Genomic DNA, 15,395 nt, shown 5'->3' with positions numbered 1-15,395 from the left:
GTCGCTGTCTGGCTGGTGAAGTGAAATAAAGGGAAAGCAAGCGATGTTTGGCGAGAAGTTTCGGGATCGGCAAAAGCCGATGGTGCTCGTGCTGGGACTCGGTGAATCGGGTCTCGCGATGGCGCGCTGGTGCGCGCGCCACGGGTGCCGGCTGCGCGTTGCCGATACGCGCGAAGTGCCGCCGAACCTGTCCGGGCTCGAAGCGCACGGCATCGATGCCGACTTTGTCGGCGGCCCGTTTTCGCCCGTATTGCTCGAGGGTGTGGAACTGGTCGCGATCAGTCCGGGCCTGTCGCCGCTCGCCGCCGACCTGCTGCCGCTGATCAACGAAGCGCGCGAGAAAGACATTCCAGTGTGGGGTGAGCTCGAGTTCTTCGCGCAGGCGCTGAAGACGCTCGGCGAAAGCGGCTACGCGCCGAAGGTGATCGCCATCACCGGCACGAACGGTAAAACCACGACGACGAGCCTCACCGGCCTGCTGTGCGAACGCGCCGGCAAGAAAGTCGCGGTCGCGGGCAATATCAGTCCGGCCGCGCTCGACAAACTCACCGAAGCGATCGACAACACCGCGCTGCCTGACATCTGGGTGCTCGAACTGTCGAGCTTCCAGCTGGAAACCGCGCACACGTTCGCTCCGGATGCGGCCGTGGTGCTGAACATCACCCAGGATCACCTCGACTGGCACGGCGGACTGGACGCATACGCCGCCGCGAAGGGCCGCATCTTCGGGCCGGAAACGGTCCGCGTGCTGAACCGCGACGACGCGCGTGTAATGGCGCTCGCGTCCGCCGCAGGCGCCCCGAAGGAAGCCTCCCCGGGAGGCGCCTCCGCGCCGGTGATCACGTTCGGCCTGAACGAGCCGACGCGTGCGGGCGACTACGGTCTGCTGCGCGATAACGCGATGAACTGGCTCGTCGAGGCCCACGACCGCGACGCCAGCGACGAGCCGCAACCCACGCGCCGTCGCAGGAACGAAACCGCTACGCCGCCGGACATCGGCCTGAAGCGCCTGATGCCCGCCGACGCGCTGCGCATTCGCGGCCTGCACAACGCGGCGAACGCGCTCGCCGCATTCGCCCTCGCACGCGCCGTCGGCCTGCCGGGCGCACCGCTTTTGCACGGCCTGCGCGAATACCGTGGCGAGCCGCATCGCGTGGAACTGATCGCATCGATTGAAGGCGTCGATTTCGTCGACGACAGCAAGGGTACGAACGTTGGCGCGACGGTCGCCGCGCTCGACGGCCTCGCGCAGCGCGCGGTGCTGATCGCAGGCGGCGACGGCAAGGGCCAGGAATTCGAGCCGCTCGCCGCGCCCGTGATGCGCTGGTGCCGCGCCGTGATGCTGATCGGCCGCGACGCGCCGCTGATCCGCGCGGCGCTCGAAGACACCGGCATCGCGCTCACTGATTACGCGACGCTGGAAGACGCTACGCGTGCCGCGAGCGCGCTCGCGCAGCCGGGCGACGTCGTGCTGCTGTCGCCGGCATGCGCGAGCTTCGACATGTTCAAGGGTTATGCGCATCGTGCCGCCGTGTTCCGCGGCTCGATCGAGGAAATCGCCGCGGAACGGGGGACGATGATATGAGCTGGTCCGAACGCTTCGGCTCCCGCCTCACGAAACAACGCGGCTCCGCCGGCGGCGAAAGGGTGTCCGCGCGCTCGGCGGGCAGTGGTCTCGCGAGCGCCGTCAATGGTGTGAGGCCGCTGCGCTCACGCATGCTCGACTACGACCATTCGCTGCTGTGGGTCGTGATCGCGCTGCTCGGTCTCGGCGTGGTGATGGTGTATTCGGCGTCGATCGCGATGCCTGACTCGCCGAAGTACGCCGCGTATCGCGACTACGCGTTTCTCGTGCGACATCTGGTTTCGCTGGCGGTCGCCACCGTCGCGGCCGTGATCACGTTCCGGATTCCGATCTCGGTGTGGGACAAATACGCGCCGAAGTTCTTCCTGCTCGCGCTGTTCACGCTCGTGATCGTACTGATTCCGCACATCGGCAAGGGCGTGAACGGCGCGCGTCGCTGGATTCCGCTCGGCATCACGAACATGCAGCCGTCGGAAATCATGAAGCTCGCCGTGACGATCTACGCGGCGAACTACACGGTGCGCAAGCAGGAATACATGCAAAGCTTCGCGAAAGGCTTCCTGCCGATGGCGCTCGCCGTCGGCGTGGTCGGCGCGATGCTGCTGCTCGAGCCGGACATGGGTGCGTTCATGGTGATCGCGGCGATCGCGATGGGCGTGCTGTTCCTCGGCGGCGTGAACGGCAAGCTGTTCGGCGGCCTCGTTGCCACCGCGGTGGGCACGTTCAGTCTGCTGGTGTGGGCTTCGCCCTGGCGTCGCGAGCGGATTTTCGCGTATCTCGATCCATGGGACGACCGTTACGCGCAGGGCAAGGCCTATCAGCTGACGCATTCGCTGATCGCGTTCGGACGAGGCGAATGGTTTGGCGTCGGCCTCGGCGGCAGCGTCGAGAAGCTCAATTACCTGCCGGAAGCGCATACCGACTTCATCCTTGCCGTGATCGGCGAGGAACTGGGTTTTGTCGGTGTGCTGATCGTGATCCTGCTGTTCTACTGGATCGTGCGCCGCTCGTTCGAGATCGGCCGTCAGGCGCTCGCGCTCGATCGCACGTTCGCGGGGCTCGTCGCGAAGGGCATCGGCATCTGGTTCGGCGCGCAGACGTTCATCAACATGGGCGTGAACCTCGGCCTGCTGCCCACCAAGGGTCTGACGCTGCCGCTCGTGAGTTATGGCGGTTCGGGCATCTTGCTGAACTGCGTCGCGCTGGCGGTGCTGATGCGGGTTGATTATGAAAATCGTGTGCTGATGCGCGGAGGAAAAGTATGACCGCGACGCAACAGCGCACGCTCATGGTGATGGCCGGCGGCACCGGGGGACACGTGTTCCCGGGGCTCGCGGTCGCGCACCGGATGCAGGCGTGGGGCTGGCGCGTCGTGTGGCTCGGCAACCCGACCGGCATGGAAGCGACGCTCGTGCCGAAGCACGGTATCCCGATGGAATTCGTGCGCTTCGGCGGTCTGCGCGGCAAGGGCCTGAAAACGAAGCTGATGCTGCCGGTGAATCTGCTGCGCGCGTGCGCGCAGAGTTTAGGCGTGCTGCGCCGGGTGAAGCCCGACGTTGTACTCGGCATGGGCGGATACATCACGTTTCCGGCTGGACTCATGACCGCGTTGAGCGGCCGTCCGCTCGTGCTGCACGAACAGAATTCGATCGCGGGCCTGACGAACAAGGTGCTCGCGAAAGTGGCAAAGCGCGTGCTGGTCGCGTTTCCGGATGCGTTGCCCCATGCCGAATGGACAGGTAACCCGATTCGTGAGGAACTTGCGCTGACATTGGCACCCAAAGTTCGCTACGCACAACGCAATGGTCCGCTGAATGTGCTGGTCGTCGGCGGCAGCCTGGGTGCGGCGGCGCTGAACGAAGTCGTGCCGCGTGCGCTGGCGCTGCTCGCGCCGGAGCAACGTCCGCGCATCGTGCATCAGGCGGGCGCGAAGCATATCGACGCGCTGAAGGCGAACTACGCGGACGCGGGCTTGTCGGCGGGCGACGATCTGCAGCTCGTGCCGTTTATCGACGACATGGCGTCGGCCTATGCGAAGGCGGATCTCGTGATCTGCCGCTCGGGCGCGATGACGGTGGCGGAAATTGCAGCAGTCGGCGTGGCGGCGTTTTTCGTGCCGTTCCCGCACGCAGTAGATGATCACCAGACAACCAACGCAGCGTTTCTCGCCGATCACGGCGCGGCGCTCGTCGTGCAGCAACGCGATCTGTCGGCGGATACCCTTGCCGGCTGGTTGCGCAGCCAGACGCGGGACATCCTCGCGGACATGGCGGAGCGTTCGCGCTCGCTCGCGAAACCCGATGCCACTGAACAGGTCGCGCAGATCTGCGCCGCCGTGGCGGGTGTAATCCCGAGCTTGAGCCCGGAAGGAAGGCAACAATGAAACACATCGTCAAACATATTCACTTTGTCGGCATCGGCGGCGCCGGCATGAGCGGCATCGCCGAAGTGCTCGTCAATCTCGGCTACCAGGTGAGCGGCTCCGACCTCGCGCGCAACGCGGTGACCGATCGCCTCGCCACGCTCGGCGCGCGCGTCGCCATCGGTCACGACGAGGCGAACATCGAAGGTGCGAACGCCGTCGTCGTTTCGACGGCGGTGCGCAGCGACAACCCGGAAGTGCTTGCCGCGCGTCACCGGCGCATTCCGATCGTGCCGCGCGCGGTGATGCTCGCGGAACTGATGCGCCTGAAGCAGGGCATCGCGATTGCCGGCACGCACGGCAAGACGACCACCACATCGCTCGTGGCGAGCGTGCTGGCGGCTGGCGGACTCGATCCGACGTTCGTGATCGGCGGGCGGCTGATCAGCGCGGGCGCGAATGCGCGGCTCGGCACGGGCGATTTCATCGTCGCGGAAGCGGATGAATCCGATGCGTCGTTCCTGAACCTGTTCCCGGTGATCGAAGTCATCACGAACATCGACGCCGATCACATGGACACCTACGGCCACGATTTCGCGCGGCTCAAGCAGGCGTTCATCGAGTTCACGCATCGCCTGCCGTTCTACGGGATCGCGGTGCTGTGCGTCGACGATCCGAACGTCAAGGAAATCCTGCCGTTCGTCTCGAAGCCGATCATCCGCTACGGTTTCGCGCCCGACGCGCAGGTGCGCGCGGTGAACGTCGAAGCGAAAGACGGACGTATGCATTTCACCGCCATGCGCGAGGATGCGGCACCGATCGACATCGTCCTGAACCTGCCCGGCACGCACAACGTGCAGAACGCATTGGCGGCCATCGCAATTGCGACTGAACTTGAAGTGAAAGATGCCGATATCCAGCGAGCACTCGCGGATTTCAACGGCGTCGGTCGACGCTTCCAGCGTTACGGCGAAGTACCGGCGCCGGATGGCGGCACGTACACGCTGGTCGACGATTACGGGCATCACCCGGTCGAAATGGCCGCGACGGTCGCGGCGGCGCGCGGCGCGTTCCCCGGTCGCCGGCTCGTGCTGGCGTTTCAGCCGCACCGCTTCACGCGCACGCGCGACTGCTTCGAGGATTTTGTGAAGGTGCTGTCGACGGTCGACGCTCTGGTTCTGACCGAAGTCTACGCAGCCGGCGAAGCGCCGATCATCGCCGCCGACGGCCGCGCGCTCGCGCGTGCGCTACGCGTGGCGGGCAAGGTCGAGCCGGTATTTGTCGAAACGGTGGATGAAGTGCCGGATGCGCTCGCAGCAGTGGTGCGCGGCGGCGACGTAGTGATCACGATGGGTGCGGGTTCGATCGGCGGCGTGCCGGGTCGGATTGCCCAGGAACAGAAGGTTTGAGATGAGCAGCAATATCGATCCGAAATCATTCGGCAAGGTGGCCGTCCTTCTCGGCGGGAATTCCGCCGAGCGCGAGGTGTCGCTCAATTCCGGTCGTCTCGTGCTGCAAGGCCTGCGTGACGCAGGCGTGGATGCACATCCGTTCGATCCGGCCGAGCGTCGGCTCGCCGCACTGAAGGAAGAGGGTTTTGTGCGCGCGTTCAACGCGCTGCACGGCGGCTACGGTGAAAACGGCCAGATTCAGGGTGCGCTCGATTTCTATGGCATCCGCTACACCGGTAGCGGCGTGCTGGGCTCGGCGCTCGGTCTCGACAAGTTCCGCACGAAGCTCGTGTGGCAGCAGCTCGGCGTGCCGACGCCGCCGTTCGAAGCCGTGCTGCGGGGCGACGACTACGACGCGCGCGCGGTTGAAATCGTCGCGAAGCTTGGCTTGCCGCTCTTCGTGAAGCCGGCGAGCGAAGGCTCGAGCGTCGCGGTCATCAAGGTGAAGCGCGCCGACGCACTGCCGGCCGCACTCGCCGAAGCCGCGAAGTTCGACAGGATCGTCGTGGTCGAACAGAGCATCGAAGGCGGCGGGGAGTACACCGCGTGCGTCGCGGGCGATCTCGATCTGCCGGTGATCCGCATCATCCCGGCCGGCGAGTTTTACGACTATCACGCGAAGTACGTCGCGAACGACACGCAGTATCTGATTCCGTGCGGCCTCGCGCCGGACGCCGAAGCGCACCTGAAAGTGCTGGCGCGCCGTGCGTTCGATGTACTCGGCTGCACCGACTGGGGCCGCGCCGATTTCATGCTCGATGCGCACGGCAACCCGTATTTCCTCGAAGTGAACACGGCGCCTGGCATGACCGATCACTCGCTGCCGCCGAAGGCGGCGCGCGCGGTCGGTATCAGCTACCAGGAACTGGTAGTGAAAGTGTTGTCGCTGACACTGAAGGACTAACGGCCAGACATGTGGAACAACGTTCGCCAGCTCAATCTCGCCTCCAACGCACTGCATGCGTTGCTGGTGCTCGTGCTGCTGGCGGCAGGCGGTTACTGGATGATCCAGCGCCCGGGCTTCGCGCTGCGCGAAATCCGGATCGACGGCGACACCGAGCACATCAATTCGCCGACGGTGCGCGCGGGTGTGGTCGGCCGGTTGAAGGGCAATTACTTCACGGTCGATCTGGACACGGCGCGTCAGGCGTTCGAGCAGATGCCGTGGGTGCGTCACGCGAGCGTGCGGCGCGTCTGGCCGAACGCGCTGGCTGTCACGCTGGAGGAGTACAAACCGCTCGGGACGTGGGGCAGCGATCAGCTTGTCAGTGTCGACGGCGATCTGTTCACCGCGAACCAGGGCGAACTGGAGCAGGAACTGCCTGCCTTCGATGGTCCGGACGGCACGGCGAAGGAAGTGGTCTCGCGTTATCGGGACTTCAAGACGTGGTTTGCGCCGCTGGGCGCGACGCCGGAAGAAGTGACGCTGTCGCCGCGTTATGCGTGGACGGTGAAGTTGTCGAACGGCATGCAGGTGGAGCTTGGACGCGAACGCAATCAGGACACGCTCCTGGATCGCTCGCGCCGGTTGACCGCGGCGTGGGGCGCGGTGACGCAACGTTGGGGGAACGATATTGAGTATGCGGACTTGCGCTATCCGAACGGTTTCGCGATTCGCGCAGCAGGCATGCGCTTTATCAGCGAACCCGACAAGGGCAAGAAGTAAACGGACATCACACGCAATGAGCACGCTATGAGTAAAGACTATAAAGATCTGCTGGTCTCCCTCGACATCGGGACGTCGAAGGTGGTGGCCATCGTCGCCGAGCTGAAAGGCGAAGGTCACTACGAAGTGATCGGCCTCGGCCAGAGCGAATCGAAGGGGCTCAAGAAAGGCGTCGTGGTGAACATCGAGGCCACGGTGCAATCGATTCAGCGCGCGCTCGAAGAAGCTGAACTGATGGCCGATTGCAAGATCACAAACGTATTCACCGGAATCGCCGGCAGCCATATCCGCAGCTTCAATTCGAGCGGCATGGTGGCGATCAAGGAAAAGGAAGTCACGCAGACGGATGTGGCGCGCGTGATCGAGACGGCGAAGGCGATCAATATCCCGACCGATCAGCAGGTGCTGCACATCCTGACGCAGGAATTCATCATCGACGGCCAGGAAGATGTGCGCGAGCCGATCGGCATGAGCGGCATTCGCCTCGAAGTGAAGGTGCACATCGTGACGGGTGCGGTGAGCGCGGCGCAGAACATCGTCAAGTGCGTGCGCCGCTGCGGCCTCGAAGTGAACGATCTGATCCTGCAGCCGCTGGCGTCGTCGCTGGCGGTGCTGACGGAAGACGAAAAAGAGCTGGGCGTGGTGCTGGTCGACATCGGCGGCGGCACGACCGACATCGCGATTTTCAGTGAAGGCGCGATCCGTCACACCGCGGTGATTCCGATCGCCGGCGACCAGATCACGAGCGACATCGCGATGGCGCTGCGCACGCCGACGCCGGACGCGGAGGACATCAAGGTCGATTACGGCATCGCGAAACAGGCACTCGCCGATCCGGACGAAATGATCGAAGTGCCGGGGCTCGGCGAGCGCGGTCCGCGCACGCTGTCGCGCCAGGCGCTGGCGGCGGTCGTCGAGCCGCGCGTCGAGGAGCTGTTTTCGCTCGTGCAGCAGGTGGTGCGCGAGTCGGGTTACGAGGAACTGCTGAGTTCCGGCGTCGTGTTGACCGGCGGCGCGGCGATGATGCCGGGCATGGTCGAACTCGGCGAGGACATTTTCCTGAAACCGGTGCGCATCGGTGCGCCGGAATACGCGGGTGGCCTTGCTGACGTGGTGCGCAATCCGCGTTATTCGACGGCGATGGGGCTGCTCGTCGAAGGCCGTGCGCAACGCATGCGCGGTCGGAAGGTCGCGGTGCAGTCAGGTTCGATGGGCCAGGTGCTCGGACGGATGAAAGACTGGTTCCTCGGCAACTTTTAACGCAGCACCCCGGGTTCAGATGCGGATTCCGGGGCGCGGTGTGCAGGGAGATTTTCAGTAATACGCGCTGGTGCCGGCGGCTGGCGCGCGACAGGAGGTTGCCCGATCTCCTGCCGAATAACGGCCGAGTAGCTGCCTGACGGCAGTACATTTTTTCTTGACGGAGGCAACATGGAATTCCAGATGCTGGAAACCGAAACCAACGGCACCATCATCAAGGTGGTTGGCGTAGGTGGGGCTGGCGGCAATGCCGTTCAGCATATGATCAACCGCGGCGTGCAAGGCGTCGACTTCATCGTGATGAACACGGATGCACAGGCCCTGTCGCGTTCGCGCGCCACGGCTGTGATCCAGCTCGGCAACACCGGTCTCGGCGCGGGCGCCAAGCCGGAAATGGGCCGTTCGGCAGCAGAAGAAGCACGGGAGCGCATCGCCGATGCACTGCGCGGCGCGCACATGGTGTTCATCACCGCGGGCATGGGCGGCGGCACGGGCACGGGCGCGGCTCCGGTCGTGGCGCAGATCGCCAAGGAGATGGGCATTTTGACTGTGGGCGTCGTCAGCAAGCCGTTCGAATTCGAAGGCGGCAAGCGGATGCGTGTGGCAGAAGCCGGTTCGCAGCAACTGGAGGATCACGTCGACTCGCTGATCGTCGTTCTGAACGACAAGCTGTTCGAGGTGATGGGCGATGACGCCGAGATGGATAAATGCTTCCAGTGCGCAGATGATGTTCTGAACAACGCAGTCGCCGGTATCGCGGAAATCATCAACGTAGACGGTCTGGTGAACGTCGACTTTGAAGACGTGAAGACGGTGATGGGCGAGCAGGGTAAGGCGATGATGGGCACGGCGACGGTTGCCGGCGTCGATCGCGCGCGTCTCGCGGCCGAGCAGGCGGTTGCCAGCCCGCTGCTGGAAGGGGTGGACCTGTCGGGCGCGCGTGGCGTGCTGGTGAACATCACGTCGAGCCGTTCGCTGCGTCTGTCCGAAACGCGCGAAGTGATGAACACGATCAAGAGCTATGCTGCAGAAGACGCAACCGTGATTTTTGGCGCGGTCTACGATGATGCAATGGGCGACGCGCTGCGCGTGACGGTGGTGGCAACGGGTCTCGGCCGTGCGGCGAAGAAGCAGCAATCGGCACCGATGACGCTGCTGCGTACCGGCACCGATAACCAGCCGGTCGGCGGTCATGCGCACGCGTTCGCGTCGCAACAGCATCACACGGGCGCGGCCGATTACGGTTCGCTGGATACGCCGGCTGTATGGCGTACGTCGCGTGATACGGCGGCTTCGCACGTGCAGGCGCTGCAGGAAAAGGGCGTCGACACGTACGATATCCCGGCGTTCCTGCGCAAGCAGGCGGATTAACCGCGGGCTGGGCTGTGCTGCGGCACGGTTGATGCGTGCCAGCAGCGATATGCACGGGCGTGGCGGGTGAACGGCGAACAAGGCCGCGTTTCGTCAGATACGTGGCGGGGACAGATGCCCTCTTCGTATTCGCGAAGCGGATCGGGCAACTGTCGGCGAAAGTCAGGTTCACTGCGACACGAAAACGTGCGGATGCAAGCCGCATCGATGTAAAGGACTGAGCATGATTCAGGTGGGTGAAAAGCTGCCGGACGCAATCGTCTACGAATTGATCGACGACGAGCGCGAAGGCTGCACGATCGGGCCCAACAGCTTCGACGTGCGCGAGCAGACCGCGGGAAAGCGCGTGGTGATCTTCGGATTGCCGGGCGCGTTCACGCCGACCTGTTCGGCGAAGCACGTGCCGGGTTATGTCGAACACGCTGCCGCGTTTCAGGCGGCTGGTGTCGACGAGATCTGGTGTGTGTCCGTCAACGACGCGTTCGTCATGGGCGCGTGGGCGCGCGATCGGCACACCTCGGGCAAGGTGCGCATGATGGCGGACGGAAGTGCGGCTTTCACGCGGGCGCTTGGTCTGGAGCAGGATCTGTCGGCGCGTGGCATGGGAATCCGTTCCCAACGCTACGCCATGGTGGTCGACGACGGCGTGGTCAAGACGCTGAACGTCGAGGCACCCGGCAAGTTCGAAGTCAGCGATGCAGCGAGTATTCTTGCCACGTTGAGCTAGCCGCGAGGGCCTGTTTTGTCGCCTCGTCCTGCGAATGTTGCAGGCAGGCAACGACAAAATGACGCTTTTGTGACCGGCCGTTACGCGGGCCGATGTCCGGAAACGCCTCCGTTCCGGGCGTCGGCCCGTCACGCTTTCCGCGCGGTTCCTGTGAAGTAACGATGGGAAACAGATTGATACGTTCAGTGAAAACCCGATGTGGGGTTGATGGAGTATAATTCGCGCTATGGAATAAAAAGTCCCGATTGGGATTTTCAATCGAATAGAAGACCATTATGTTGAAGCAGCGCACAATCAAATCGATCGTCAAGACGGTCGGCATCGGCTTGCATTCGGGCCGCAAGGTCGACCTGACGCTCCGTCCGGCGGGTCCGGATACGGGCATCGTGTTCACGCGTGTGGATCTGGCCACGCCGGTGGAGATTCCTGCGCAGGCCATGGCGATCGGCGATACGCGTCTTGCTTCGGTATTGCAGAAAGACGGCGCGCGGGTCTCGACGATCGAGCATTTGATGTCGGCGTGCGCGGGTCTCGGCATCGACAACCTGTATGTCGACGTCACCGCCGAGGAAATCCCGATCATGGACGGCAGCGCGGCGTCGTTCGTGTTCCTGATCCAGTCGGCGGGCGTGGAAGAACAGAACGCCGCGAAGAAATTCATCAAGGTAACGAAGCCGGTCGAAATCCGCGACGGTGACAAATTTGCCCGTCTGGAGCCGTTTTTTGGCTTCAAACTGAAGTTTACGATCGATTTCCGTCATCCGGCCGTCGACAAGACCGGCCAGGCGCTCGAAGTCGATTTCGCGAATACGTCGTATGTGCGTGAAATCGCCCGTGCACGTACGTTTGGTTTTGCGCACGAAGTCGAAATGATGCGTGAGCTGGGTCTCGCGCGCGGCGGCAGCATGGACAACGCGATCGTGCTCGACGAATACCGCATCCTGAACAACGACGGCCTGCGTTACGACGACGAATTCGTGAAACACAAGATGCTCGACGCGATCGGCGACCTGTACGTGGTGGGCCATCCGCTGCTGGCTTCGTACAACGCATACAAATCGGGGCACGGTCTGAACAACCAGTTGCTGCGTGAATTGCTGGCGCACGAGGATTCGTACGAAATCGTCACGTTCAACGATCCGCAGCAGGCTCCGCGCGGCTTCGCCTACGATACGCAAACGGCGTTTGCCTGATTGCGGCAGGGCGGTTCAGTACCGCCGCCAGCGCGTTTGACGGAATGAGTGCGGAAACAGGCGGCCCTTCGGGGTCGCCTATTTTTTTGGCTCGCGGCTGACGCGATGCCGGGCCGCCATTCTCGCCAGCGCTTCCCGCAACGGCGAGGGCGCGAGTGTCTCACTGAGCGCGTGCAGCGCTTCGGCTCCGCGTGCCGTCATGCGCGCCTGCTTGGGCGGCGGCGGCTCTTTCACCGCTTGCGGACGCACGCGGATACGCAGCGAATTGACGGCCCAGCCGCGCTGCTGCAAATCCGAGAGCAGGCTGGGTTCAAGATGTCGCAGGCGCGCGGCAAGCGCGTTGTGTGCGGCAAAAAGCGTCAGCACCCCTTCCTTGATGAAACCGGGCTCGATGCTCGTCGCCAGATAATCGGGCAGGAGCTGCTTCAGGTCGCGCTCCAGCGCCGCAATCTGCTCGACGCCGGCGCGCAGGGCGGCGAACGCGTCGGTGCGATTGAGCACTTCGGAGATCGCCTGCGGGCGGCGTGCCTCCTTCTGACTGGAAAACGGCCTTGAAAAAGACGAGAAACGGCTCATATTTTCGTGGAAGCTTTCGAGGTGAGGACGGGCGGAAAAGCGGCAGCCGAAGCGATGTTGCCTGCCATATGCCGTGATGCCCGGATTGTACCCCGTGGCTTGCGTGCCGGGCCGCCGTCGGGGGCTGCAGGCGCGCGGCCGGGGTAGCCCCTGGCCAATCCGCCATGGACACAGGCGCAGCCGGGCCTGCGTGCTAAAATCCCCGATTCGAATTCACTCCTGGACCTAAGCCGCCGGGGCCGCCGTTTCCGGGCTCGCACACCGTGCGAGTCCGGCCGCAGCCGCGACGCAGACACCGATCCGATGACCACCGGTTTTCTACAAAAGATTTTTGGCAGCCGCAACCAGCGGCTCGTCAAGCAATATCAAAAGACCGTCGCGTCGATCAATGCGCTCGAACCGCAGATCGAGCAGTTGACGGACGACCAGTTGCGCGCCAAAACCGGTAAGTTCCGACAGCGCCTCGCGAGCGGCGAATCGCTCGACAAGCTGCTGCCGGAAGCGTTCGCCGTCTGCCGCGAAGCGAGCAAACGCGTGCTGCATATGCGGCACTTCGACGTGCAGCTGGTCGGCGGCATGGTCCTGCATTACGGCAAGATCGCGGAAATGCGCACCGGCGAAGGCAAGACGCTCGTCGCGACGCTGCCGGTCTACCTGAACGCGCTCTCCGGACGCGGCGTGCACGTCGTGACGGTGAACGATTACCTTGCACAGCGCGACGCCGAATGGATGGCGCGCCTGTACAACTTCCTCGGTCTGTCGGTGGGCATCAACCTGTCGCAGATGGACCACGACGCGAAGCAGGAGGCTTACGGGTCGGACATCACGTACGGTACGAACAACGAATTCGGCTTCGACTACCTGCGCGACAACATGGTCTACGAGACCGATGCGCGCGTGCAGCGGGCCCTGAATTTCGCCGTCGTCGACGAAGTGGACTCGATCCTGATCGACGAAGCGCGTACGCCGCTGATCATTTCGGGGCAGGCTGAAGATCACACCGAGCTCTACGTGCGCATGGACGCGCTGCCGCCGCTGCTCGAGCGCCAGATCGGAGAAGAAAAGGCCGATGGTACGGGTGTCGAAAAGCCGGGCGACTACACGCTTGACGAGAAAGCACGTCAGGTGTTCCTCACCGAATCGGGCCACGAAAAGGCCGAGCGTCTGCTCGCCGAGTGGGGTCTGATTGGCGAGGGCGAAAGCCTGTACGCGGCACAGAACATCACATTGATGCACCACGTGTACGCGGCGTTGCGCGCACACACGCTGTTCTTCAAGGACCAGCACTACGTCGTGCAGAACAACGAAGTTGTGATCGTCGACGAGTTCACCGGCCGTCTGATGTCGGGCCGCCGCTGGTCAGACGGGCTGCACCAGGCCGTCGAGGCGAAGGAACACGTCAAGATCCAGAGCGAAAACCAGACGCTCGCTTCGATCACGTTCCAGAACTATTTCCGCATGTACGCGAAGCTGTCCGGCATGACCGGCACGGCCGATACCGAAGCGTTCGAATTCAATGAGATTTACGGGCTCGAAACGGTCGTCATTCCGACGAACCGTCCGCCGAAGCGGATCGACAAGCAGGATCAGATCTACAAGACGGCGAAGGAGCGTTACGACGCCGTCATCCGTGATATTCGCGAATGCTATGAACGTAGCCAGCCGGTACTGGTCGGCACGACGTCGATCGAGAATTCCGAACTGCTGTCGAACCTGCTGACCAAGGCCGGTTTGCCGCACGAAGTGCTGAACGCGAAGCAGCACGCGCGTGAAGCCGAGATCGTTGCGGAAGCCGGCCGTCCGAAGCGCGTGACGATTGCAACCAACATGGCCGGCCGCGGTACCGACATCGTGCTGGGCGGCAATGCCGAAAAGCAGGCCATGTTCCTCGAACTCGACGAATCGATTTCCGCCGACGAAAAGGCGCGTCGCATCCAGCAACTGCACGATGAGTGGCAGACGTTGCACGACGAAGTGAAGGCCGCGGGCGGCCTGCACATCATCGGCACCGAGCGTCACGAATCGCGCCGGATCGACAACCAGCTGCGCGGCCGTGCCGGCCGTCAGGGCGATCCGGGTTCATCGCGCTTCTATCTGTCGCTGGACGATTCACTGCTGCGCATTTTCGCGGGCGACCGCGTGCGCTCGATCATGGACCGTCTGAAAATGCCGGAAGGCGAGGCGATCGAAGCGGGCATCGTCACGCGGTCGATCGAATCGGCGCAGCGCAAGGTTGAAGCGCGCAACTTCGATATCCGCAAGCAACTGCTCGAATACGACGACGTGTCGAACGACCAGCGCAAGGTGATCTATCAGCAGCGTAACGAGTTGCTGGAAGCGCACGACATTACCGAGACGATCGGCGCGATGCGTCATGGCGTGATTGCCGACATCGTTCACCAGTTCGTGCCGGCGGGCAGCATCGAAGAACAGTGGGATGTGCCTGAGCTCGAAGAAGTGCTGCGCAACGAATGGCAGCTCGATCTCGCCATTCAGGAGATGATCAACGAGTCGAAGTCGATCGATGCCGACGAAATTCTCGAAGCCGTCACGGCGGCCGCTGACGAAACGTACGAAGGCAAGGTCGAGCTCGTGGGTCGTGAATCGTTTAGCGCGTTCGAACGTTCGATCATGCTGCAGACGCTCGACCGCAGCTGGCGTGAACACCTCGCCGCGCTCGATCACCTGCGCCAGGGCATTCATCTGCGCGGCTACGCCCAGCAGAACCCGAAGCAGGAATACAAGCGCGAAGCGTTCGAACTGTTCGCCGCGATGCTCGACGCCGTGAAGCTCGAAGTGACGCGCGTTGTGATGAACGTGCAGATCCAGTCGCCGGAGCAACTGGAAGAGGCGGCGGAGCAGTACGAAGACCAGGGCAGCCATGTTCTTGAGAACGCCGAATTCCGTCACGCGGAATTTGCGGAAGCGGGTGACGCGGCGGCGGCACCTGCTGCGGCTGCCGCCGCCATGATCGGCGATGCGATGAGCCACGGCCAGCATGCGTCGGGTTCGCAGCATCTGGCTGGCGATAGCGTGCCGAAGGTCGGCCGCAACGATCCGTGCCCGTGCGGCAGCGGCAAGAAGTACAAGCAGTGCCACGGCAAGATTGCCTGAGTTGCAGAACGGCGCGTGCGTCACAACCGGTGCACGCGCCGGGTCGTTTTTGCCGGCGCCTTTTAATGGCCGCAGGCTGATTCTCCGGTG

12 protein-coding genes are annotated in these 15,395 nt (G+C 63.5%); 11 read left to right on the top strand and 1 reads right to left on the bottom strand.

Annotated features, from left to right (window positions below; genetic code table 11):
• The first annotated feature begins 43 nt into the window (after positions 1 to 43).
• From murD to lpxC, 10 genes are all read left to right on the top strand, one after another.
• Complete coding sequence (gene murD, locus LPA34_RS24355; RefSeq protein WP_228983263.1) at positions 44 to 1,585, top strand: UDP-N-acetylmuramoyl-L-alanine--D-glutamate ligase; 1,542 nt, start codon at positions 44 to 46, stop codon at positions 1,583 to 1,585.
• Positions 1,582 to 2,850, top strand: a complete 1,269-nt coding sequence (ftsW, locus tag LPA34_RS24350; protein ID WP_228983259.1) for a putative lipid II flippase FtsW — start codon at positions 1,582 to 1,584, stop codon at positions 2,848 to 2,850. Before murD ends, ftsW begins: the two co-directional genes overlap by 4 nt.
• Positions 2,847 to 3,968 carry an undecaprenyldiphospho-muramoylpentapeptide beta-N-acetylglucosaminyltransferase gene (gene murG / locus LPA34_RS24345; RefSeq protein ID WP_228983257.1) on the top strand — a complete coding sequence of 374 codons (1,122 nt, stop codon included), beginning with the start codon at positions 2,847 to 2,849 and terminating at the stop codon, positions 3,966 to 3,968. Before ftsW ends, murG begins: the two co-directional genes overlap by 4 nt.
• Entirely contained in the window at positions 3,965 to 5,356 is a 1,392-nt protein-coding gene (gene murC / locus LPA34_RS24340) for a UDP-N-acetylmuramate--L-alanine ligase (protein ID WP_228983254.1), read from the top strand. Before murG ends, murC begins: the two co-directional genes overlap by 4 nt.
• Position 5,357: 1 nt before the next feature.
• Positions 5,358 to 6,302 (top strand): D-alanine--D-alanine ligase, encoded by a 945-nt coding sequence (locus tag LPA34_RS24335; protein WP_228983251.1) that lies wholly within the window; start codon positions 5,358 to 5,360, stop codon positions 6,300 to 6,302.
• A gap of 9 nt (positions 6,303 to 6,311) precedes the next feature.
• Positions 6,312 to 7,064, top strand: a complete 753-nt coding sequence (locus tag LPA34_RS24330; protein WP_228983247.1) for a cell division protein FtsQ/DivIB — start codon at positions 6,312 to 6,314, stop codon at positions 7,062 to 7,064.
• 27 nt (positions 7,065 to 7,091) lie between these two features.
• Entirely contained in the window at positions 7,092 to 8,324 is a 1,233-nt protein-coding gene (gene ftsA / locus LPA34_RS24325; protein WP_228983244.1) for a cell division protein FtsA, read from the top strand.
• A 171-nt stretch (positions 8,325 to 8,495) separates the two neighbouring features.
• Positions 8,496 to 9,695: a cell division protein FtsZ gene (ftsZ, locus tag LPA34_RS24320; protein WP_228983239.1), complete on the top strand. Its 1,200-nt coding sequence runs from the start codon at positions 8,496 to 8,498 to the stop codon at positions 9,693 to 9,695.
• Between the two features lie 223 nt (positions 9,696 to 9,918).
• Positions 9,919 to 10,422 carry a peroxiredoxin gene (locus tag LPA34_RS24315; RefSeq protein WP_228983237.1) on the top strand — a complete coding sequence of 168 codons (504 nt, stop codon included), beginning with the start codon at positions 9,919 to 9,921 and terminating at the stop codon, positions 10,420 to 10,422.
• Positions 10,423 to 10,697: 275 nt separating this feature from the next.
• Entirely contained in the window at positions 10,698 to 11,615 is a 918-nt protein-coding gene (gene lpxC / locus LPA34_RS24310) for a UDP-3-O-acyl-N-acetylglucosamine deacetylase (protein WP_228983234.1), read from the top strand.
• A gap of 78 nt (positions 11,616 to 11,693) precedes the next feature.
• Here lpxC and LPA34_RS24305 read toward each other — a convergent pair whose 3' ends face one another.
• Positions 11,694 to 12,191 (bottom strand): DUF721 domain-containing protein, encoded by a 498-nt coding sequence (locus LPA34_RS24305; RefSeq protein ID WP_228983231.1) that lies wholly within the window; start codon positions 12,189 to 12,191, stop codon positions 11,694 to 11,696.
• A 303-nt stretch (positions 12,192 to 12,494) separates the two neighbouring features.
• On the opposite strand from LPA34_RS24305, the gene secA reads away from it, so the two are divergent.
• A complete protein-coding gene (gene secA / locus LPA34_RS24300) occupies positions 12,495 to 15,305 on the top strand; it encodes a preprotein translocase subunit SecA (RefSeq protein WP_228983227.1) in 2,811 nt (936 codons plus the stop codon).
• The last annotated feature ends 90 nt before the right edge of the window (positions 15,306 to 15,395 follow it).

Origin of the sequence: Paraburkholderia gardini (genome assembly GCF_907164575.1) — a bacterium.
GTDB lineage: Bacteria > Pseudomonadota > Gammaproteobacteria > Burkholderiales > Burkholderiaceae > Paraburkholderia > Paraburkholderia gardini.
The sequence above is the reverse complement of the archived record's forward strand: the minus strand, read 5'-3'. Positions and strand labels throughout refer to the sequence as shown.

Bases quoted from the DNA above. Each gene is read 5' to 3' on its own strand.
- murD (WP_228983263.1), top strand. From the start codon at position 44: ATGTTTGGCGAGAAGTTTCGGGATCGGCAAAAGCCGATGGTGCTCGTG.
- ftsW (WP_228983259.1), top strand. From the start codon at position 1,582: ATGAGCTGGTCCGAACGCTTCGGCTCCCGCCTCACGAAACAACGCGGC.
- murG (WP_228983257.1), top strand. From the start codon at position 2,847: ATGACCGCGACGCAACAGCGCACGCTCATGGTGATGGCCGGCGGCACC.
- murC (WP_228983254.1), top strand. From the start codon at position 3,965: ATGAAACACATCGTCAAACATATTCACTTTGTCGGCATCGGCGGCGCC.
- LPA34_RS24335 (WP_228983251.1), top strand. From the start codon at position 5,358: ATGAGCAGCAATATCGATCCGAAATCATTCGGCAAGGTGGCCGTCCTT.
- LPA34_RS24330 (WP_228983247.1), top strand. From the start codon at position 6,312: ATGTGGAACAACGTTCGCCAGCTCAATCTCGCCTCCAACGCACTGCAT.
- ftsA (WP_228983244.1), top strand. From the start codon at position 7,092: ATGAGTAAAGACTATAAAGATCTGCTGGTCTCCCTCGACATCGGGACG.
- ftsZ (WP_228983239.1), top strand. From the start codon at position 8,496: ATGGAATTCCAGATGCTGGAAACCGAAACCAACGGCACCATCATCAAG.
- LPA34_RS24315 (WP_228983237.1), top strand. From the start codon at position 9,919: ATGATTCAGGTGGGTGAAAAGCTGCCGGACGCAATCGTCTACGAATTG.
- lpxC (WP_228983234.1), top strand. From the start codon at position 10,698: ATGTTGAAGCAGCGCACAATCAAATCGATCGTCAAGACGGTCGGCATC.
- LPA34_RS24305 (WP_228983231.1), bottom strand. From the start codon at position 12,191: ATGAGCCGTTTCTCGTCTTTTTCAAGGCCGTTTTCCAGTCAGAAGGAG.
- secA (WP_228983227.1), top strand. From the start codon at position 12,495: ATGACCACCGGTTTTCTACAAAAGATTTTTGGCAGCCGCAACCAGCGG.